Below are 18,430 nucleotides of genomic sequence, written 5' to 3'. Positions count from 1 at the left end.
ATGTCTTTTCCCGAAACCGCTTACCACTTCGGGAGACATGCTTTAACGGCTCAGCTCCAGCCGCCACCATAGGTGCGGTAGAAGATATGCAGGCCGATCCTGGTCATCTTGTGCATGGCCCGCGCCCAGCCCGGATGGACGTAATTGGCGTAGTAATGCGTCGAAGAGCCGACCTCGGGAATGAATATCTTGCCGGCGGTCACCGCCATGGCAACCTCCTGGGCGGTCTTGTAGGAGGCCAGGTCGGTGATTGTCTTCTTCCTGCCGTCGCAGGCAAAGGAGAACTGACAGCGGTTGAACCAATTGTCGTTCTGGTAGACGACGCCGCAGATCGTCTTCGGATAGGTCGGGTTGCGGACGCGGTTGAGGATCACCTGCGCCACCGCCGCCTGGCCGCGGACAGGCTCGCTGCGCGCCTCGAAATAGATGCCCTTGGCAAGGCAGGCCTGCTCGGGCTTGGAAAAGACACTTGCCGGCAGGGGGGTCTGCAGCCAGGCATGGTCGCCCTTGCCCATCGGCGGAATGAAGCGGCCATCGTTCGGATCGTCCTGCAGCAGCGCCTCGAAGGGCGAAGCCTTGGCGTAGTCGGGCGCGGACTGGGCATAGGCCGTGGCAAGGATGTCCGGCTTGTCGTTGTTGACGAGGGCGACAAGCGCCGCCGGCAGCGCCGGATCCGGCCTCTTGTCCTCGCGAAGATGGAAGGCCTGGGCGATCTGGACTTCCTTGCCCTTGATGCCGGGCTTGGCGAAGGTGAGCTTCAGGCCGCTGTCCATCGCGGGACGCAGCAGCGAGGAGGTGCGCTCGAAAATCGAGCCGGCGCTGAAATTCTTGGGCGGCGCGACCGGCGACACCTTGACGATGCGGCCCTTCTTGTCGGCGCGTACGACACGATCCTCATCGGGCGTCACGCCCACGGCGCTGCCCTTGCCGCGGAAGGCGACGGTGCCCACCCCCGGCAAATTTACGCCGGAACCGGACAGCGAGCCGGTGGTGACGGAATCGACAAACGGCATTTCGGCGGCATGCACCGAGCCAGCTGCGGATTTTTCGATATAGGCGTTCCAGCGGGTGTCGGACGATTCCAGGCCGGAGATCAGGCTTGCCATATCCTGATAGGCGACGGCCGACGGGAAGCCGATCCAAATACCGAGCCCAAGCACCAAAGGAGGAAGAAAGGAACGTTTTTTCGCAACGGCGGCGGCGGCAAGCCGCAATGAAACGCGTCGATGCACGGAACTCTCCAGAACGCTACTGACCCCGGAGAGTCAAAATGAAGCATTAACCTTGATGCGGGGTTAACGGCATCGATCATGTTCTTTTCATGTTTGAGGCAAGCCGGCTTGCAATTTCCACAGCGGGCCGATGAAGAATCAGGCCTGGGTGGGTGCATCAGTTTTGGGTGAATCAGGCGGGGCGCAGGAAGATTGGCCAGGCGAGCGCCGCGCAGATGGCGGCCGCGAGCCACACGCCGGGCCATGCGAAGACCACCAGCAGCCATGGAATGGCGATCGGCACCAGGCAGAAGCCGATGAACACAAAACTGTTGGCCAGGCTGAGCGCGGTGCCGACATGGCCGGCGCCGGCAAGCGTGGCAAGCTCGGTATAGGCGACGCCGTGCCAGGCCGAGACGGATATGCCGGCGACGACGACCATCAGCGGAAGCAGCGCCAGCAGTCACGGCGCGCCGGCAGCGCCGATCACCAGCAGCCACAGCGCCAGGAAGGCAAATGCGCTCAGCGCGCTGCAGAGTTTCAGGAACGGGCGGCGGTTGCCGTGGCGGTCGGTGAAGCGCCCGCTCCAGACACGCATCGCCATGGCGCCGGCCTGCACAGCGGCAAGGCTGGCGCTGGTCACAAAGGTGCCCATGCCGGCGAAGTCATGCAGGAAGACCGAGGCGAAGGTCAGCACCGCGACCTGCGGGAAGCAGAGCAGGCCGATGGCGGTCGACATGCGCCACACCTCGATGTTGCGCAAAGGCGCCGGGCCGCTTGCCGCTGCGGCGGCGTGACCGCCGCTTTCAGCCGGCGGCTCGTGCAGCCAACGCCAGGCAAACCAGGCCGAGAGCGCGGACACGACGGCAAGCAGGCCGAAGACCGCGGCGAAGCCGAAAGCCAGCGCCAGCGAAGGCAGGATGAGAGCGCCCAGCCCGCCGCCGAGCGGCACCGCCGTCTGCCTGATGCTCATGGCAAAGCCGCGCTCGCCCTCGCCGAACCAGCCCATGATGGCGCGGCCGCTGGAGCCGTTGACGCTGCCGCCGAGCAGGCCGGCGACGAGCAGACTTGCCGATAGCAGCGTGACGCCGGGTACCGCCATTTTTGTCGGCACGACGAGCATCGCCATGATGAAGAGCCATGCCGCCGTCGCGCCGAGCCCGGTCAGGAGCACGCGGCGGTCGCCCCAGCGGTCGGTGAGCACTCCCCAAGGCAGCTCGCTCAGTGCCACGCCGAGACCGAGTAGACCCAATGCCAAGCCCAGCGAGGCATTGTCGAGGTGGTAGCCCTGGCGCGCGCCACCGCGGTTGCCGGAATGCCGGAGAAGGTGGCGGAGAAGCCGGCATTGGCGGCGACGCCGATGCCCAGCACCTTCCAGCGATGGTTGGGGCCGAAAGCGCGGCGGGCGGAGACGCCGGCGGGTGCATCAGGACGTTGGCAATCGCTGCGTGTGACGATGGCGGACATGGTTCATTCCCGTTGCGACCGGCTGACGGCTTGACGGACCGGATGTAGCGCCATAGCTTCATCCATAAAATCAGGAAGTTTTTGATCGACAATCCTGAAAATCAGGACAATCTCATGCGCCGCGTCACGTTCGATCTCGATGTCCTCAGAACTTTCGTCACCGGCATGGAGCTGGGCAGCTTCGCCAAGGCGGCCGAACGGCTGGGACGCTCGACGTCGGCCGTCAGCGCGCAATTGAAGAAGCTCGAAGAGCAGGCGGACACGCCGGTCTTCCGCAAGGCTGGGCGCGGCCTGGCGCTCACCGAAGCCGGCGAGACCATGCTCAGCTATGCGCGGCGCTTGATCGAGCTCAACGACGAGGCGGCTTCCGCCATCCGCGACGTCGAGCTGGAAGGCTGGGTACGGCTCGGCCTGCAGGAGGATTTCGGCGAGGCCGTGCTGCCCGACGTGCTCGGCCGCTTCGCCCGCGCCCATCCCAAGGTCCGCATCGAGGCGCGGATCGGACGCAGCCACGACCTGGCCGAGCGTGTCCTGTCAGGCAATCTCGACATCGCGCTTGCCTGGCATGACGGCACGGCCCTGCCCTATAGCCGCCATGTCGCCGACGTGCCGGCGCGCTGGATCGGCCCGGCCAAGCCGATCGAGGCTGGTCCGCGCAATGGCGAGCCGCTGCCGCTGGTGGTGTTCGAGGCGCCGTGCCTGCTCAGAACCGTGGCGACCGAGACACTCGATCGCGCGGGCATGCCCTGGCGCATGTCCTTCTCGAGTCCTTCCCTCGGCGGCATCTGGGCGGCGGTGGCGGCGGGCCTCGGCCTGACGATCCGCACCGATATCGGCCTGCCTGCCAATGTCAGGGCGATCGCGCCGGGAGTCCTCGGGCTGCCTGCCCTGCCGACGATGGCGCTGCACCTGCACCGGAAGGACGCCGAGCTCGACCCCGTGGCGGCGCGGCTGGCGGAGATCCTGCTGCAGGCGGCGATGGAGACGCTGCCGGAGGGGACGCGAACCGGCGATGGACTGCGGGAGGTCGCTTAGCGTCTTAGCCGACGCCTTTCGACATCGTCATCCACGGGCGAAGCAAGGAGCGAAGCGACGCGCGTAGACCCGAGGATGACGAGGGATCAGCGTCGGCGCTTTCCCAGAAGTCACCGCTTCTTCGCCCTGCCCGCAAACGGATTGTCCGAGGTGCGCAGCGCCATGCGGATCGGCACGCCTGGCATGTCGAAGGCCTCGCGCAGGCTGTTGGTCAAATAGCGGACATAGGATTGCGGCATGGCGTCCGGCCGCGAGCAGGAGACGACGAAGCCCGGCGGGCGGGTCTTGGCCTGCGTGACGTATTTGATTTTCAGCCGGCGGCCGGCGACGGCGGGCGGCGGGTGATGCGCGAGGATGCCTTCCAGCCAGCGGTTGAGCTTGCCGGTGGAGACGCGGCTGTTCCAGACCTTATGCGTCTTGATGACGCTTTCTATCAGCTTGTCGAGGCCGCGGCCGGTCTCGGCCGAGATCGTCACCGCCTGGATGCCGCGCACCTGCGGCAGGAGCCGCTCGGTCTTTTCGCGCAGCTCGGCCAGCAGCTCCTGCGGATTGTCGATCAGGTCCCATTTGTTGAAGGCGATCACCGGCGCCCTGCCCTCGCGGATGATGAGGTCGGCGATCTGTAGATCCTGCTTCTCGAACGGGATAGTGGCGTCGAGCATGATGATGACGATCTCGGCGAAGCGGATGGCGCGCAGGCCATCCTGCACCGAGAGCACTTCCAGCTTTTCATGGATCCTGGATTTGCGGCGCATGCCGGCCGTGTCGAACAGCTTTATCCTGCGGCCACGCCAGTCCCAGTCGACCGAGATCGAATCGCGGGTAATGCCGGCTTCCGGACCGGTCAGCAGCCGCTCCTCGCCGATCAGCGCATTGATCAGCGTCGACTTGCCGGCGTTCGGGCGGCCGACGACGGCGATGCGCAGCGGCTTGGTGTCGTCATAGGGCGCTTCAGCATCCGGGTCGGCGATGTCCTCGCCGATCAGAACCTCGCTGGCGGCGATCTCGCCGGCTTCGTCTTCCTTATCCTCGCCGAAGGCGCGTTCCTGGCCGAGCGCTTCAATCACCGCGTCGCGCAGATCCGGCATGCCCTGGCCGTGCTCGGCCGAGATCGGGATCGGCTCGCCGAGGCCGAGCTCCCAGGCTTCCAGCATGCCCCCTTGGGCGCCACGCGCCTCTGCCTTGTTGGCGACGAGCACCACCGGCTTGCCCGATTTGCGCACCACCTCGGCGAAGGTGCGGTCGTCGGGCATCAGGCCCGACTTGGCATCGACGGTGAAGAAGATGAGGTCGGCCTCGCGAATGGCGATCTCGGTCTGCTGGCGCATGCGGCCGGGAAGCGTCGAAGCCGCTGCGTCCTCGAAGCCGGCGGTGTCGATGACATCGAAATGAAGATCGTAGAGTTTTGCCGCATGGACGCGGCGGTCGCGCGTTACACCAGGCGTGTCGTCGACAAGCGCCAGCTTCTTTCCGACCAGCCGATTGAAAAGAGTCGATTTGCCGACGTTAGGCCGGCCGATGATGGCGACTTTGAAGCCCATCCAGGATCACGACACGTTGCCCGACCCACGGATCAGCTCGGACATCAGCTGCGCGCGCTGGCGCACATTGCGCGGGGCGGCTTCATCCGAAGAGATCTGGTCGAACAGTTTGAGCGCGTCCGCCGACTTGCCGTCCTTCCAGGCGGCAAGGCCGAGCGCCTCGCGCGCCGAATGGCGCAGCGGATTGGTGTCGGCGGTGAGCGCCTCGATGCGGCTGGAGACATCGGCGTAGGAGCCGTGGTCGACGAGCAGAAGCGCCGCCCTCAGCCGCGCAATATCGCGAATGCCGGCGGGAATGGCGCTGTCGGCGGCGACCTCGTCGAAATCCTTGACCGCGCCATCGACGTCGCCCTTGTTGGCCTTGACGGTCGCGGCGCGCATGCGGGCGAGCAGCGGATAGGCGCCGTAGCCGTCCTTCTCCAGCTGGTCGAGCGCGGCGATCGCCTCGTCATTCTTGCCGTCATTGGCGAGCTTAAGGGCCGCCGAGAAGGCGTCGCCCGAGCGGTTGGCGCGGGTTTCGTCCCAATAGCGGTAGCCGACGACAGCGGCGGTGCCGAGCACGATCAGGATGGCAAGGCCGAGAATGGCCGGGCCGAAACGGTCCCATAGCTTCTGCGCCTGCTCGCGACGAATCTCTTCGTTGACTTCGCGGATAAAACTGTCGTCCGACATCAATCAAAACCATTGCGGCCCCAGGAGGGGGCGCTTCTTGAGCCCGCGTTTTAGCGAAATTTCGTCGGCATGGAAGGGGGCGGACCGGAAAATCGGCTGAGAATGCCGGGCGCCCACAGTCCATACCTGAACGCAACCGCGCCACATTTGCGCGATAGCCGGCTTCCGATCGGCCGGAAGACGTCCCCGCCAGAAGGTTGTCAATGCTTCGTTCGTACCGCGTCCTTGCGATCAGTCTCGCCTCGCTCGCCTCAGCCAATACCGCCTTCGCCGATCCGGCGAAATCGCCAACGGTTTCGCCGGCCAAGCAGGTCGTGCTGATCTCGTTCGACGCCGCCCGCGAGATCTCGCAATGGCAGCGCAGCCGGGCGCTGGCAAAGCGCACGGGCGCGCATTTCACCTATTTCCTGTCCTGCGTGTTCCTGCTCTCTCCCGAGACGCGGCTGCACTATGCCGGCCCCGGCAAGGCCGCCGGCAAATCGAATGTCGGCTTCGGCGCCTCGAAACAGGATGTCGCCGACCGGCTGGAGCAGGTCCGGCTGGCCGCGGCCGAGGGCCACGACATCGGCAGCCATGCCTGCGGCCATTTCGACGGCAAGGCCTGGAGCAAGGCCGACTGGCTGGCCGAATTCGCGTCCGCGCGGCGCATTTTCGAGAATGCCTATGCGATCAACGGCATTTCTCCCGAGCCGGCCGGCTGGCGCAATTTCGCCCGCCATACCGTAACCGGTTTTCGCGCGCCCTATCTATCGACCGATAAGGCGCTTTACGAAGCCTTGCCCGAGGCCGGCTTTGAATACGATGCGAGCGGCGTCTCGAACGTCCCGGTCGTGCCGCCAGCCCTGAATGGCATAACCCGCTTCGCCCTGCCGCTTATCCCGGAGGGAGACAAGGCCAAGCCGGTCGTCGCCATGGATTACAATCTTTATGTCCGCCACTCGGGCGGCACCGAAAAGCCGGCCGAGGCGGACGCATTCACCGAGCGCGCCTATCAGGCGTTCCGCGCCGCTTTCGAGGCTCAGTACAACGGCAAGCGCCTGCCGCTGGAGCTCGGCTTCCATTTCACGCTGATGAATAACGGCGCGTACTGGAACGCGCTGGAGCGCTTTGCGGATGAGGTCTGCGTGATGCCGCAAGTCGAATGCATCAGTTTCCGCGACTATCTCGCGCGCCAGCGGCCCGGGCAGGCGCAGGCGAGTGTGGGCGGCTAACTGGACCGGCCGCGCTCTAGCCTGCCGGCTGATCTTCGGGACGCATGCCAGCTTGCTCGCGCTCTAGATAGTGCTGATCGATAATCGGCAGTTGCTCGCCTTGCAACGTCGCTTCGAAGGCTCGCAAACGTTTGTGCACCGACTGCAGTTCAACAATCGTCGACCAGGAATTCAACAGGAACTGCAGCGAATTCGTCACCTTGCCGAATGCGTTCGATATCTGGTTCAGGGCGCCGAACGTGATCTTATGCGCAACCAGCGACGGCCCAAGGATGAGCAACGAAAAAATGTTGTCGGCTTGCAGGTAGGTGTAACGAACGACGTTGAAATAGATGTAGTGGAAATATAGCTTGAAATAATTGCGGCGGACATTCGCGAATAATTGTGTCGTCGTCGCCGGCTGCGCCCGATCGGGATGATCCTCGCCGTAGACAAGTTCCTTGCGATAGGCTGCCTCGACACGCTGATTGCGGAACTGCAGGCCCGGCAGCTTGAGACCCGCCACCATGACGGAAATCGTTCCGAACAGACACCAGCCCAATGCGGCCACGACCAGTGGCTGCGGGACCGTGCCGATGATCGGCAATTCGGTGATGTGGGCCTGCAGTTGAATCAAGACCGGCAGAAAGGCGATCAGTGTCATGATCGACTGAACGAAAGTCGAGCCGAGATCTTCCATGATCTGCGAGAAGCGCATCGTGTCTTCCTGGATACGCTGCGAGGCGCCCTCGATGTGGCGCAGCCGGCCCCAGTTGGCCATGAAGTAATCGTTCATCGCGGTGCGCCAGCGGAAGATCCAATGGCTGACGATGAAGGCGTTGACCACCTGCACGTTCATGCCGACCAGCGCGAGCCAGGAGAAATCGGCCAACCCCTTGTAGAATTCGATGTCGGTCGAGGCCGTCGTTCCCGACATCAAGCCCTGAACATAATCGAAGAACGGGCCATACCAGTTGTTGACCGCAACCGAGACCTGAACGTTGAAGTAGATGAAGAACAGGATGACGGCGGTCATCAGGATCGACCAGTTCTGCCACGGGTGCGGGGCGTACCAGCTCCAGAAAGCGTAGAAGATCGCCACGCAGGCCACGAAGTACATGTAGAACCACAGGAACGGCTTCGACCACAGAACCGCGATGCCGATGATGGGCGGCGTGCCGGCCGCTACCGACGGCAGGCCGAAGACGGCGCCCAACTGCTCGCCGCCGAAGAACCAGAACAGGATCGCGGCAAGGCTCCAGACGGCCGCCGATGTGAAGAAGAGCTTCGGCTGCGGGAAGAAGGATACGAACACTGTGGCGGGTTTCCTCGGTCTGACCGCAAATCAGCGGCATTGCTGTTCGGCGGGCATAAAGTCACACATTAGGGGGAAAGAAAATGCCCGTGCCCGACGCCCGGCATCGAACAACCCGCAAATCATGGCGATTTTGGCGCAGCCGACCAAGCAATGACGCCGGAGGCGAGCAGCGCCGACGCTGCCATGATCGAAGCAAGCACGTAATTGCCCGAAGCCTGGGCGAGCAGGCCGGCGGCGATCGGGCCGACGATCTGGCCAAGGCCGAAGGCCGCCGTCATCACCGCGAAGATGCGGCGCGGCGCCCGCGGCGCGAGCTGCCTGCCCATCTGTAGGCCCAGCGCCGTGATGGCGATGAAGGTGCCGCCGAGCAGGACGCCGGCGATCAGCGGTCCGGCGGCGCCCTTGACGACGACGCTGGCGGTGACGCCGACCACCTCGACCAGGCAACTCGCGGCATAAGTGGCATAGAGCCCTATCCGGCCGGCGAGCTTCTGCCACGCCCAAGTCGAGGGAAAGCCAGCGAGGCCGGCAACCATCCAGACAGTCGCCTCGAAGACGCGCCCGCCGCCGCCCTGGCGGACGATGGCGACCAGGAAAGTGGCGGTCACCACGTAGCCGAAGCCGAACAGCCCATAGGCGACGATCAACTTCACCAGGGACCCGTCCTTCGGCAGCGCCGGCTCGCGCCCGTCGGTGACATTGGCCGGCGTGGTCGAGCCGGCGAGCAGTGCGACGACGAGCAGGCCGACGGTCGAAAGCGCCCCCGACCAGAGCCAGCCCGCGGCCCAATCCGCATGTTCGGAGACGAGGACCGCCAGCAGCGCCGAGGACGCGGCAATGCCTAGTCCGACGCCGCCGAAATGCAGCGCCTGCAAATCGCCGCGGCCGGCCTCTGCCAGATGGCTGAAGACGATCGAGGCCATGAACACCATGACGAAGGCACTGGCGAGGCCGGCGAGGAAGCGGATGACGAGAAAGGCGGGCATCGTCTCGTTGAACCCCATGAGGGCCGCGAGCACGGCGCTGGCGGCGAGGCCGGCGAACATCAGCATGCGCTCGCGGCCATGCGCCCAGCCACCGGCCGCGGCAAGCGCGCCGATGAGGTAGCCGACATAATTGGCGGAAGCGATCCAGCCGGCATCGGCCGGCGTCAGGCCAAGTCCCTCCATCATGCCCGGCAGGATCGGCGTGTAGACGAAGCGGCCGATGCCCATGGCGACCGCGAGCGCGACCATGCCGGCGAGAGCAAGCCGCAAGGGAGATGGCGTGGCGTTCATTGCGGCGCACAATAATTGCATGTGCAGGTGAAACAATGCGCTTGCGTTGGGCCAGGTGCACGTCCCCTCACCCAGCCTCCGCTTCGCTCGGCTGACCTCTGCCCGGTGGGGAGAGGAGCCTGTCGGCGCTGGCCATCTCTTCTCCCGAAGGGAGAAGGTGGCCGCGAAGGCCGGATGAGGGGAGCACCGCCGAAAAGGCCAAAAACTTAGCGGCAACTTAGCGGCCAGCTGCACCCATCGTTTCATATGCGGTGCGGCGGGCCGTCAGCCGGAAGGGCATGTCGCCGAGCTCGCGCTCCGACATGGTGTCGAGCACCGGATGCGACAGCGGATCGGTGGTCCAGCGCGCGACCTCGCTGTCGTCGCGCGGCCTCACCTCGGTGCCGCAAAGCCCTTTCAGCAAAGATAAAATCTTCATCGGGGCCACCTCGTGGTTCAAGGTTGTTTCGGCTAAATTCTGCGCTTTCCTGTCCGGTTTCAATTGAGATTTCGGTCCGGTCGCTTTAGAAAAACTGGATGGCTATGCTGAACCGCGTCCATCTCAACGGCCTGCGCGCCGTGGAAACCGTCGCCCGGCTGGGATCGCTGGCGGGCGCGGCGGCCGAGTTGAACGTCTCGGTCAGTGCCGTCAGCCAGCAGGTCAAGCGCACGGAAAAGCAGCTGGGCCAGGCGCTGTTCGAACGCGCGCCGGGCGGGCTCGTGCCGACCGAATTTGGCGCCGCCTTCACGGCGCGACTCAGCGCCGGCTTCCGCGAGCTCGCGCAAGCCGTAGCGCTGGCCGACGAGGCCAACGAGTGCACGCTGGTCGTCTCGGTGGCGCCGGCCTTCGCCTCGAAATGGCTGCTGCCGCGGCTGTCGCGGCATTTCGCGCGACATCCGAATGTGCTTTTGCGCATCGACGCCTCGGCCAGGGTCGCCGATCTCGACCGGTCCGACATCGATATCGCAATCCGGCTCGGCGACGGCAAATGGCCGGGCGGGCGCGCCGAGCTTCTGCTTGCCCAGGAAGTGTTTCCGGTCTGCGCACCCTCGATCGCGGCGGGGCTGAAATCGATCGGCGATCTGGCGCAGACCTGCGCCATCACCGACGAGCGGGCGATGTTCAGCTGGGACGGCTGGTTCGAGGCGGCGGGCGTCGAGCCGGTCACCTTCCAGAAGGGTGCGCGTTTCACCGATCCGATGCTTTGCCTGGAATCGGCGATCGCCGGCCATGGCGTGATGCTCGCCTGGCAGTTGCTCACCGCCGACGCGCTGGCCGACGGCCGGCTGGTTGCGCCCTTCGGGATCAGGGCCGAGAGCGGTCTGGGTTACTGGCTGGTGACCTCGGCCACCAAGAGCGAAAGCCGCAAGGTGCGCGACTTCAAGGCCTGGATCCGCGAGGAGATCGAGGCGACCATGGCGCAGTTCCGGGCGCTGGACAGCGCCGCCTAACCGCTCCGCACTTTTCAATAACGCGGTCCGTCCTGCTTGAGAGCAGGCCCAGTCGATCGCGGTGGAAAGGTCAATCGCAGCGGTCTATGTAAGGATGAGAACCCCAACAAATAGCAGGCAGGATCATGACCACACATTCGCGCGGCGTTTCGGCAAGCATCGACCCGGTGAAGCTCGACCGGCTGGCGGAAGTCGCCGTCAAGGTCGGGCTGCAGCTGCAGCCCGGTCAAGACCTGGTGCTGACCTCCTCGATCGCAGCGCTGCCGCTGACCCGCCGCATCGTCGAGCACGCCTATAAGGCCGGCGCCGGGCTGGTGACGCCCATCTTCAACGACGACGAGATCACGCTGGCGCGTTTTCGCTATGGGGCGGACGCCGGCTTCGATCGCGCCGCCGGCTGGCTCTATGAAGGCATGGCGAAGGCGTTCTCCAACAATGCGGCGCGGCTCGCCGTGCGCGGCGAAGATCCGTCGCTGCTCTCGTCGCAGGATCCGGCCAAGGTGGCGCGCGCCAACAAGGCCAACTCGATGGCCTACCAGCCGGCGCTGGAGAAGATCACCGGCTTCGACATCAACTGGAACATCGTCGCCTATCCCGACCTTGCCTGGGCTAAACAGGTGTTTCCGGGCGAACCCGACGACGTCGCGGTCGTCAAGCTCGCCGACGCGATCTTCTCGGCCTCGCGGGTCGACGTCGAGGACCCGATCGGCAACTGGAAGGCGCATAACGCCGCCTTGGCCGAGCGCACGAAATGGCTCAACGAGCACAGTTTCCACGCGCTGCATTTCACCGGACCGGGCACCGACCTGACCGTCGGGCTGGCGGACGGCCATGAATGGATGGGCGGCGCTTCGACGGCGAAGAACGGCATCACCTGCAATCCGAACATCCCGACCGAGGAGGTCTTCACCACGCCGCATGCAAGGCGCGTCGAGGGCCATGTCTCCTCGACCAAGCCGCTCTCCTATCAGGGTACGCTGATCGACGACATCTCGGTGCGCTTCGAGGGTGGGCGGATCGTCGAGGCCAAGGCCTCGAAGGGCGAGGACGTGCTGCAGAAGGTGCTGGACACCGATGAAGGCGCGCGGCGTCTCGGCGAGGTGGCGCTAGTGCCGCATTCCTCGCCGATCGCGAAGAGCGGGCTGTTGTTCTTCAACACGCTGTTCGACGAGAACGCCGCCTGCCACATCGCGCTCGGGCAGTGTTATTCGAAATGCTTCGTCGACGGCGCCTCGCTCAGCCAGGACGAGATATCGACGCGCGGCGGCAACAAGAGCTTCATCCATATCGACTGGATGATCGGCTCCGACAAGATCGACATCGACGGCGTCGCCAAGGACGACAGTCGCGTGCCGGTGATGCGCAAGGGCGAGTGGGCGTAACAGCTCTCGCCAACGGAGATAGGATGGCCTTCGACATAGCGGTGAAGCGCGTCTATGAGCCGCCGGCGAAAGCCGACGGCCAGCGGGTGCTGGTCGACCGGCTCTGGCCGCGCGGCATCAGCAAGAAGGACGCCGAACTGACGCTGTGGCTGAAGGAGATCGCGCCGAGCGACGAGCTGCGCAAATGGTTCGGGCATGAGCCGGAGCGCTGGGCCGAGTTCCAGAAGCGGTACCGGGCCGAACTCGACGCCAATGGCGACGCCGTGGCCCAGCTGCGTGGCCTGTTGCGGGAGGGCAAGGTGACGCTGCTCTACGGCGCGCATGACGAGGCGCACAACAATGCGGTGGCGCTGGCGGGGTATTTGGAAGCCCACGCATAATTATCGAGACGTAGCGTTCCTTCGCCCCCTCTCTGTCCTGCCTGACATCTCCCCATGAAATGGCTAGACTATGCACACGTCTTGTGTGACAGGCGTAACGGATCAGGCCGAGGCTTGATTGCCACGTGGTTCCCCCAATCCGTCGCTGCTTCGCAGCGCCACCTTTCCCCCCTCCGGAGGGAAAGGAAGGGAGCCTTGCGGACGAGCGTTGACGGCAAAAAGCTTGGCGCCTTTCCTCTCCCCCATCGATCGGGGGAGAGGTGGCTCGGCGAAGCCGAGACGGAGTGGGGGTCGACCAGCGCTACATTAGACGATGCATACGCCAAGCTGCCATGCATGCCGTAGCCCACAAGGGGAGATTGGCAGCTTCGCGGTCGCGCACTATTTCACCGCCTCTTCATAAACCTCCGGCTTGAATCCCACAAACACCCGATCCCCCACCTCCAGCACCGGCCGCTTGATCATCGTCGGCCTGGCGAGCATCAGCTTCTTGGCCTTCTTCTCGTCCAGCCCTTCCTTGTCCGCCTCCGGCAGCTCGCGAAAGGTGGTGCTGCTCTTGTTGAGCAGCTTTTCCCAACCGACCTTGCCGACCCAGCCGTTCAGCTTGCCAGCCTCGATCCCCTCGGCCCGGTAATCATGAAAGCGATAGGGCACGTCATGGCTCTCCAGCCAGACACGCGCCTTCTTGATCGTGTCGCAGGTGGTGATGCCGTACATGGTGATGGTCAAGGCGGGCCTCTCTCGGATGGACATTCGAATCCGGCGGAAGCCTAGGCCGGCCCCACAAGCTTTGCCAGCGCCTTGCTCCGGTGCGATTTTGGCTCTTGCCAATACTAAGGTTTTTTCCTAAGTATTTTCTCGTAAAGATTGCCCGACCGCCGACGGTCGCGGAAGGAACAGCTATGAACCTGCAGACAACAAGCCAGAACCCGCCGCCCATCGACAGCATCTTTCGCGCGCTGGCCGATCCGACACGCCGGCGCGTGGTGGAGCGGCTGAACAGAAGCCCTGCCTCGGTCAGCGAGCTGGCCGAGCCCTTCGGCATGGCGCTGCCCTCTTTCGTCGAGCACTTGAAGGTGCTGGAAGGTTGCGGGCTGGTGCAGTCGCAAAAGGCCGGACGCGTCAGGACCTACAGCCTTTCGCCCGAGCCGCTGAAGCTTGCCGAAAACTGGCTCGCCGAACAACGCGCGCTGTGGGAGCGCCGCCTCGACCAGTTCGACGCCTATGTGATGAGCCTCAAGGAGAGTGAAACGTGAGCTATCCGATCAAGCCGAACCCGAAACTGGACCTGACGCTGGAGCGCTTCCTCGACGCGCCGCGCGAGTTGCTGTGGCGCGCCTGGACGCGGCCGGAGCATGTCAAGCAGTGGTTCACGCCGAAGCCATGGATCATCACCGACTGCGAGATCGACCTCAGGCCCGGCGGCCTGTTCCGCATGCGCATGCAATCGCCCGACGGCAAGGAGGTCAACGACCGCCATTGCTGCTATCTCGAGATCGTGCCGAACGAGCGGCTGGTGTGGACCGACGCGCTGCTGCCGGGCTACCGGCCGTCCGGCGAGCCCTTCATCACCGCGATCATCACGCTGACGCCCGAGGGCAAGGGCACGCGCTACACCGCCACCGCCATCCATCGCGACGAGGCGACCCGCAACAGCCACGAGGAGATGGGTTTCTTCGACGGCTGGGGCACGGTAGCCGACCAGTTGGCGGCCTATGTGAAGACGATTTGAGAAGCTGGCATGGCGGCCAGGGCATCATCCGAGGCCGCCATGCCTGATTCTTTAAATCGCGGCGCGAAGGGCATTCAGAGCCCAGCAAGGCTCAGTAGTAGAACCGCTCTTCGCTGATCTTGCCGTTCTTGACCGTGTAGAGGCCGACCTCGTCCATCTTGACGCGCTCGCCGGTGGATTTGGGTGTCACGTCGAAGCTGAAGCGCAAGGCGAACTGGTCGCCATTGACGTAGGGGCCCTCGACCGAACCGCCATGAACCTCATGGTTGGCCTCCCACCACTCGCCCTTCTGCTTGACGGCTTCCTTGCCGTTGCACACGGCCATCGGGCCTTCCATGGCTTCGTAGCTGACGATGTCGTCGGCATTGTATTTCGCGGCGGCACCGTGGCTGTCGCCCTTCTTGAGGAGCTCGGTGAAATCCTTGGCAATTTCCGCAGTGTTCATGATTTCCTCCCGGTTTGGACAAGACATCAAGTAGGGACCGATGGTTCATCTGCCAGCGGTGCGGCGCTCCGCAGGTGACAATTCGTGTCAGGATGACGCGGCCATCAGCGGCCAGCGGCTCAGATCCTTGTAGATCGTCAGGCCGCGCAGGCTGTGAATGAGGACGAACTCCCTTGCTACAAAGCCGATTGGCTCGATCGGCTGCCTGGGGACGAATTTCTCGTCATAGGCAATCGTCATATGCGGGACGAAGTGATCCGCCGATTTGAGACCATTTGCTTTCATGGCGATGCCAATCAACCGGCTGAGTTCGCAGACCGGCCCATCGTCTGCCAAAAGCACGAACGGACGCGACGGCGGCCTGCCTTTTGCCGCCGGGCGGCCGGGAAAACTTACAGCATGGCTAAACGTGACTTCAAACGCCGGCATTTCAACCATTCGGCCGGCCCGCTTGGCCGCGAATTCGATTTTCGATCTAAGTCTTTTGTAGTCGCCCACATGCTGTTGAGTGATGTGAAATCGCTCTTTTAGCAGCAGCGTCCCGGTTATCCCGTTGAGATCACACAGATGTCTCTGCAGCGACCAAAACGCGGCACGATCCTTTGCCTGCAAAAACAGAGCAAAGAACACCCGGTCCGGCCGCTTCGGCTGCAGTGGGGGAATCGGGATGCCGAAATCAAACTCTTGCTGCCGAGACATCCGTACTCGTTCGGCTGAGAACGCTCCTGTTAAGCTTTTAACAAGAACAAAACAGGAACATTGGCAAGAGTCAAGAGGGGACGATCTTTACGTCTATGAAGTCAATAACACCCGCGCTCGATCGCCAGCCGCCGTACCAGCGCCAGCACGGTGTCGATGATCGGCGTCGGTTGGCCGGTCAGGCGGCCGAGTTCCTGCACGGCGGTGACCAGCGCGTCAATCTCCATCGGCCGACCGCGTTCGAGATCCTGCAGCATCGATGTCTTGTGCTCGCCGACATCGCCGGCCCCCTTGATGCGCCGGTCGACGGGGATGAGGAAGCGCACGCCGAGCTTCTCCCCGATCGCCTGCGCCTCCAGCATCATGGCGCGGGCGACGGCGCGCGTGGCTTCATCGCCGACGATTGCCGCAAGCGTGGCGCCGGTCAGCGCCGAGATCGGGTTGAAGGAGAGATTGCCCCAAAGCTTCACCCAGATCTCCGAGCGGATGTCCTCGCGCACCGGCGCCTGCAGCCCGGCCTTGACCATTTCGCGCGCAAGCGCGGCGGCTCGCTCGCTCTTCTTCCCCGACGGCTCGCCCAGCGAAAAGCGCGTGCCTTCGACATGGCGGATCAGGCCCGGCGCATCGACCTCGACAGCGGGATAGACGACGGAGCCGATGACGCGCTCCGGTCCGATGCGCTGCCAGATCGCGCCACCTGGATCGACCGCGTCGAGCCGTGTGCCTTCGAGCGCGCCGCCCGCCTTGTAGAAGTACCACCACGGCACGCCGTTCTGCATGGTGACGACGACTGTCGCCTCGCCCAAGAGCGGCGCAATCTCGTCCAGCGCCGGGGCCAGCGAATGCGCCTTCAGCGCCAGCACGACATAGTCCTGCACGCCGAGCTCCTCGGCGCGTGCCGCCGCCCTCACCTGCGCCACGGTTTCCTTGCCGTCCTCGATCAGGCGAAGGCCGCCGGCCTTGATCGCTTCCAGATGCGCGCCGCGCGCGACGATCGACAGGTCGACCGAGCCGGCGATCGCGAGCTTGGCGGCGAGATAGCCCCCAATGGCGCCGGCGCCAAAGACTGTAACGCGCATCAGCCGAGTCCGAGCTTGGCCGCCAGCCCGATGCGCTGCAGCTTGCCCGTCGCGCCCTTCGGGATCTCGTCGAGGATCACCACCTTGCGCGGCACCTTGAAATCGGCGAGCCGGGTCTGTGCAAAGCCACGGATATCGGCCTCGCTGGCGCTCTCGCCTTCGCGCAGCACGACGGCCGCCGCCACCTCTTCGCCCAGCTTGTCATGTGGCATGGCGAAGGTGACGACCTGCGCCACCGCTGGGTGATCCATCAAGACGCCGTCGACCTCGAGCGGCGAGATCTTCTCGCCGCCGCGGTTGATGATCTCCTTCAGCCGGCCGGTGACGCGCAGATAGCTATCCTCGTCGAGCACGCCCTGGTCGCCGGTGTGGAACCAGCCATGGGCGAAGGCGCTGGCATTGGCATCCGGGTTCTTCTCGTAGCCTGCGGTGACGTTCGGTCCGCGAATGACGATCTCGCCGACCTCGCCGGGTTTGAGCAGCCGACCGTCCGGCGCCATGACGGCAACCTCCGGTCCGGCCGACGCGCCGACGCTGCCGGGCTTGCGCACGCCCGGCGGCAAACGGTTGGACGCCATCTGATGCGCGGCCTCCGTCATGCCGTAAGCCTCGATCACCGGGCAGCCGAAGGTCTTCTCCAACTCGGCCATCACCTGCGCCGGCAGCGAAGCGGACGACGAGCGGATGAAGCGCAGCTTCGCCTCGGCAAGCTGTTCGGGATTGCGGGCGGCGCGCGGCAGGATCGCCTGATGCATGGTGGGCACGGCCGTGTACCAGCTGGGCTTGGCTTCGGAGAGCCACTGGAAGAAGCGCAGCGCGTTGAAGCCCGGCGTGCAGAAGACGCTGCCGCCGGCGGCGAGCGAGGACAGCACCGCCGCGATCAGCCCATGAATGTGGAACAGCGGCATGATGTTGAGGCAGCGGTCGGCCGGCGTCAGGCCGAGCGTCGCGCCGATATGCGCTGCCGACGCGGCAAGGTTGGCGTGGCTGAGCGGCACCAGTTTCGGACGCGACGTCGTGCCGGAGGTGTGGAGCAGCAGCGCAACATCGCTTTCCGCGGCGAAGCCAGACGAGACCGGCGATCCAACCGGCTCACCCTCGATCGTGAAGGTTCCAGACGGCGCGCCCTCCGGCACGACCAGCCGCAGCACCGGGATGCCGAGGCGCCCGGCAACCTCGACCGAGGGGCCTGCCTCCTCCTTGCTCACGAGGATCGCCTTGACGCCGATATCGCTGAGATAAAAATCGAGCTCGTCGGCCCGGTAGGCCGGGTTGAGCGGCGCGGTGGACGCAGCCGCCGCCACCGCGATGAAGGATGTGGCCATTTCCGGGCCGTTCGGCAGCACGATGGCGACGCGGTCGCCGCGGCCGATGCCGAGCGCGTTCAAGCGCGCCACGGTATCGCGGATTAGGCGGCGCAGCCCGCCATGCGAGAGTGCCGTCCGTTCGGGCGCGGCGATGGCCGGCGCGTCGTCGGCGCCGGGGGCAAGACGATGGGCGAGATCGGTGGCGTTTTCGCTGTTTGTCATGGTTCCAGACTATGTTTCGAACGATCGGCTTATGTCCAGCAA

Annotated in this window: 21 protein-coding genes; 7 read left to right on the top strand and 14 right to left on the bottom strand. The window is 64.7% G+C overall.

The features are described 5' to 3' along the window. Positions 1 to 50: 50 nt before the first annotated feature. From LB515_RS08045 to LB515_RS08030, 4 genes are all read right to left on the bottom strand, one after another. Positions 51 to 1,232, bottom strand: a complete 1,182-nt coding sequence (locus tag LB515_RS08045; RefSeq protein WP_095768725.1) for a cell wall hydrolase — start codon at positions 1,230 to 1,232, stop codon at positions 51 to 53. A 172-nt stretch (positions 1,233 to 1,404) separates the two neighbouring features. After that, positions 1,405 to 1,653, bottom strand: coding sequence for a hypothetical protein (locus LB515_RS08040; protein ID WP_224707375.1), 249 nt, complete (start codon positions 1,651 to 1,653; stop codon positions 1,405 to 1,407). A 21-nt stretch (positions 1,654 to 1,674) separates the two neighbouring features. Further along, the gene (locus LB515_RS08035) at positions 1,675 to 2,442 is read right to left on the bottom strand and encodes an MFS transporter (protein ID WP_318012613.1); all 768 of its coding nucleotides are present in this window, start codon (positions 2,440 to 2,442) and stop codon (positions 1,675 to 1,677) included. Further along, positions 2,433 to 2,678: a hypothetical protein gene (locus LB515_RS08030; protein WP_224707374.1), complete on the bottom strand. Its 246-nt coding sequence runs from the start codon at positions 2,676 to 2,678 to the stop codon at positions 2,433 to 2,435. Before LB515_RS08030 ends, LB515_RS08035 begins: the two co-directional genes overlap by 10 nt. A 114-nt stretch (positions 2,679 to 2,792) precedes the next feature. Here LB515_RS08030 and LB515_RS08025 point away from each other — a divergent pair, with 114 nt between their 5' ends. Beyond that, positions 2,793 to 3,713 (top strand): LysR substrate-binding domain-containing protein, encoded by a 921-nt coding sequence (locus tag LB515_RS08025; RefSeq protein ID WP_224707373.1) that lies wholly within the window; start codon positions 2,793 to 2,795, stop codon positions 3,711 to 3,713. A gap of 110 nt (positions 3,714 to 3,823) precedes the next feature. Here the strand turns inward: LB515_RS08025 and der are convergent, their stop codons facing one another. Then, positions 3,824 to 5,254 (bottom strand): ribosome biogenesis GTPase Der, encoded by a 1,431-nt coding sequence (gene der / locus LB515_RS08020; RefSeq protein WP_224707372.1) that lies wholly within the window; start codon positions 5,252 to 5,254, stop codon positions 3,824 to 3,826. Between the two features lie 6 nt (positions 5,255 to 5,260). Further along, the gene (locus LB515_RS08015; RefSeq protein ID WP_140845806.1) at positions 5,261 to 5,926 is read right to left on the bottom strand and encodes a tetratricopeptide repeat protein; all 666 of its coding nucleotides are present in this window, start codon (positions 5,924 to 5,926) and stop codon (positions 5,261 to 5,263) included. 203 nt (positions 5,927 to 6,129) lie between these two features. Between LB515_RS08015 and LB515_RS08010 the strand changes: the two genes are divergently transcribed. After that, on the top strand, positions 6,130 to 7,137 hold the full coding sequence (locus tag LB515_RS08010; protein ID WP_224707371.1) for a polysaccharide deacetylase family protein: 1,008 nt from the start codon (positions 6,130 to 6,132) through the stop codon (positions 7,135 to 7,137). 16 nt (positions 7,138 to 7,153) lie between these two features. On the opposite strand, the gene sbmA is transcribed toward LB515_RS08010, so the two are convergent. From sbmA to LB515_RS07995, 3 genes are all read right to left on the bottom strand, one after another. After that, positions 7,154 to 8,431, bottom strand: coding sequence for a peptide antibiotic transporter SbmA (gene sbmA, locus LB515_RS08005; protein WP_224546892.1), 1,278 nt, complete (start codon positions 8,429 to 8,431; stop codon positions 7,154 to 7,156). Between the two features lie 122 nt (positions 8,432 to 8,553). After that, positions 8,554 to 9,711: a YbfB/YjiJ family MFS transporter gene (locus LB515_RS08000; protein WP_224601270.1), complete on the bottom strand. Its 1,158-nt coding sequence runs from the start codon at positions 9,709 to 9,711 to the stop codon at positions 8,554 to 8,556. A 217-nt stretch (positions 9,712 to 9,928) separates the two neighbouring features. After that, on the bottom strand, positions 9,929 to 10,129 hold the full coding sequence (locus LB515_RS07995; RefSeq protein WP_224707370.1) for a hypothetical protein: 201 nt from the start codon (positions 10,127 to 10,129) through the stop codon (positions 9,929 to 9,931). Between the two features lie 98 nt (positions 10,130 to 10,227). Here LB515_RS07995 and LB515_RS07990 point away from each other — a divergent pair, with 98 nt between their 5' ends. From LB515_RS07990 to LB515_RS07980, 3 genes are all read left to right on the top strand, one after another. Further along, a complete protein-coding gene (locus tag LB515_RS07990) occupies positions 10,228 to 11,142 on the top strand; it encodes a LysR substrate-binding domain-containing protein (protein ID WP_224707369.1) in 915 nt (304 codons plus the stop codon). Positions 11,143 to 11,267: 125 nt separating this feature from the next. Then, a complete protein-coding gene (locus LB515_RS07985; protein WP_224707368.1) occupies positions 11,268 to 12,524 on the top strand; it encodes an aminopeptidase in 1,257 nt (418 codons plus the stop codon). A gap of 23 nt (positions 12,525 to 12,547) precedes the next feature. Further along, positions 12,548 to 12,904, top strand: coding sequence for a DUF488 domain-containing protein (locus LB515_RS07980; protein ID WP_224707367.1), 357 nt, complete (start codon positions 12,548 to 12,550; stop codon positions 12,902 to 12,904). Positions 12,905 to 13,285: 381 nt separating this feature from the next. On the opposite strand, the gene LB515_RS07975 is transcribed toward LB515_RS07980, so the two are convergent. Continuing rightward, positions 13,286 to 13,633 (bottom strand): ArsC family reductase, encoded by a 348-nt coding sequence (locus tag LB515_RS07975; protein ID WP_224632487.1) that lies wholly within the window; start codon positions 13,631 to 13,633, stop codon positions 13,286 to 13,288. 173 nt (positions 13,634 to 13,806) lie between these two features. Between LB515_RS07975 and LB515_RS07970 the strand changes: the two genes are divergently transcribed. Together LB515_RS07970 and LB515_RS07965 are read left to right on the top strand one after the other, a co-directional pair. Continuing rightward, positions 13,807 to 14,160 (top strand): ArsR/SmtB family transcription factor, encoded by a 354-nt coding sequence (locus LB515_RS07970; RefSeq protein WP_224707366.1) that lies wholly within the window; start codon positions 13,807 to 13,809, stop codon positions 14,158 to 14,160. Beyond that, a complete protein-coding gene (locus tag LB515_RS07965) occupies positions 14,157 to 14,636 on the top strand; it encodes an SRPBCC family protein (RefSeq protein WP_224707365.1) in 480 nt (159 codons plus the stop codon). The genes LB515_RS07970 and LB515_RS07965 overlap by 4 nt, the downstream gene beginning before the upstream one ends. 91 nt (positions 14,637 to 14,727) lie before the next feature. On the opposite strand, the gene LB515_RS07960 is transcribed toward LB515_RS07965, so the two are convergent. The 4 genes from LB515_RS07960 to LB515_RS07945 form a co-directional block, all read right to left on the bottom strand. Continuing rightward, positions 14,728 to 15,081: a nuclear transport factor 2 family protein gene (locus LB515_RS07960; RefSeq protein ID WP_224630461.1), complete on the bottom strand. Its 354-nt coding sequence runs from the start codon at positions 15,079 to 15,081 to the stop codon at positions 14,728 to 14,730. A gap of 87 nt (positions 15,082 to 15,168) precedes the next feature. Then, the gene (locus LB515_RS07955; RefSeq protein ID WP_224707364.1) at positions 15,169 to 15,780 is read right to left on the bottom strand and encodes a 2'-5' RNA ligase family protein; all 612 of its coding nucleotides are present in this window, start codon (positions 15,778 to 15,780) and stop codon (positions 15,169 to 15,171) included. A gap of 101 nt (positions 15,781 to 15,881) precedes the next feature. Next, entirely contained in the window at positions 15,882 to 16,859 is a 978-nt protein-coding gene (locus LB515_RS07950) for a 2-dehydropantoate 2-reductase (RefSeq protein ID WP_224707363.1), read from the bottom strand. Beyond that, complete coding sequence (locus LB515_RS07945; protein WP_224707362.1) at positions 16,859 to 18,388, bottom strand: acyl--CoA ligase; 1,530 nt, start codon at positions 18,386 to 18,388, stop codon at positions 16,859 to 16,861. Before LB515_RS07945 ends, LB515_RS07950 begins: the two co-directional genes overlap by 1 nt. Positions 18,389 to 18,430 lie beyond the last annotated feature (42 nt).

Origin of the sequence: Mesorhizobium sp. CA15, from assembly GCF_020165215.1 — a bacterium.
GTDB lineage: Bacteria > Pseudomonadota > Alphaproteobacteria > Rhizobiales > Rhizobiaceae > Mesorhizobium.
Note: the sequence above shows the minus strand (reverse complement) of the source record. Positions and strands in the feature narration are given on the sequence as shown.

What these genes read in the sequence shown, in the direction of transcription:
- LB515_RS08040 (WP_224707375.1), bottom strand. Translation starts at nt 1,653, where the DNA reads ATGGTCGTCGTCGCCGGCATATCCGTCTCGGCCTGGCACGGCGTCGCC.
- LB515_RS08030 (WP_224707374.1), bottom strand. Translation starts at nt 2,678, where the DNA reads ATGTCCGCCATCGTCACACGCAGCGATTGCCAACGTCCTGATGCACCC.
- LB515_RS08025 (WP_224707373.1), top strand. Translation starts at nt 2,793, where the DNA reads ATGCGCCGCGTCACGTTCGATCTCGATGTCCTCAGAACTTTCGTCACC.
- der (WP_224707372.1), bottom strand. Translation starts at nt 5,254, where the DNA reads ATGGGCTTCAAAGTCGCCATCATCGGCCGGCCTAACGTCGGCAAATCG.
- LB515_RS08015 (WP_140845806.1), bottom strand. Translation starts at nt 5,926, where the DNA reads ATGTCGGACGACAGTTTTATCCGCGAAGTCAACGAAGAGATTCGTCGC.
- LB515_RS08010 (WP_224707371.1), top strand. Translation starts at nt 6,130, where the DNA reads ATGCTTCGTTCGTACCGCGTCCTTGCGATCAGTCTCGCCTCGCTCGCC.
- LB515_RS08000 (WP_224601270.1), bottom strand. Translation starts at nt 9,711, where the DNA reads ATGAACGCCACGCCATCTCCCTTGCGGCTTGCTCTCGCCGGCATGGTC.
- LB515_RS07995 (WP_224707370.1), bottom strand. Translation starts at nt 10,129, where the DNA reads ATGAAGATTTTATCTTTGCTGAAAGGGCTTTGCGGCACCGAGGTGAGG.
- LB515_RS07990 (WP_224707369.1), top strand. Translation starts at nt 10,228, where the DNA reads ATGGCTATGCTGAACCGCGTCCATCTCAACGGCCTGCGCGCCGTGGAA.
- LB515_RS07985 (WP_224707368.1), top strand. Translation starts at nt 11,268, where the DNA reads ATGACCACACATTCGCGCGGCGTTTCGGCAAGCATCGACCCGGTGAAG.
- LB515_RS07980 (WP_224707367.1), top strand. Translation starts at nt 12,548, where the DNA reads ATGGCCTTCGACATAGCGGTGAAGCGCGTCTATGAGCCGCCGGCGAAA.
- LB515_RS07970 (WP_224707366.1), top strand. Translation starts at nt 13,807, where the DNA reads ATGAACCTGCAGACAACAAGCCAGAACCCGCCGCCCATCGACAGCATC.
- LB515_RS07960 (WP_224630461.1), bottom strand. Translation starts at nt 15,081, where the DNA reads ATGAACACTGCGGAAATTGCCAAGGATTTCACCGAGCTCCTCAAGAAG.
- LB515_RS07955 (WP_224707364.1), bottom strand. Translation starts at nt 15,780, where the DNA reads ATGTCTCGGCAGCAAGAGTTTGATTTCGGCATCCCGATTCCCCCACTG.
- LB515_RS07950 (WP_224707363.1), bottom strand. Translation starts at nt 16,859, where the DNA reads ATGCGCGTTACAGTCTTTGGCGCCGGCGCCATTGGGGGCTATCTCGCC.
- LB515_RS07945 (WP_224707362.1), bottom strand. Translation starts at nt 18,388, where the DNA reads ATGACAAACAGCGAAAACGCCACCGATCTCGCCCATCGTCTTGCCCCC.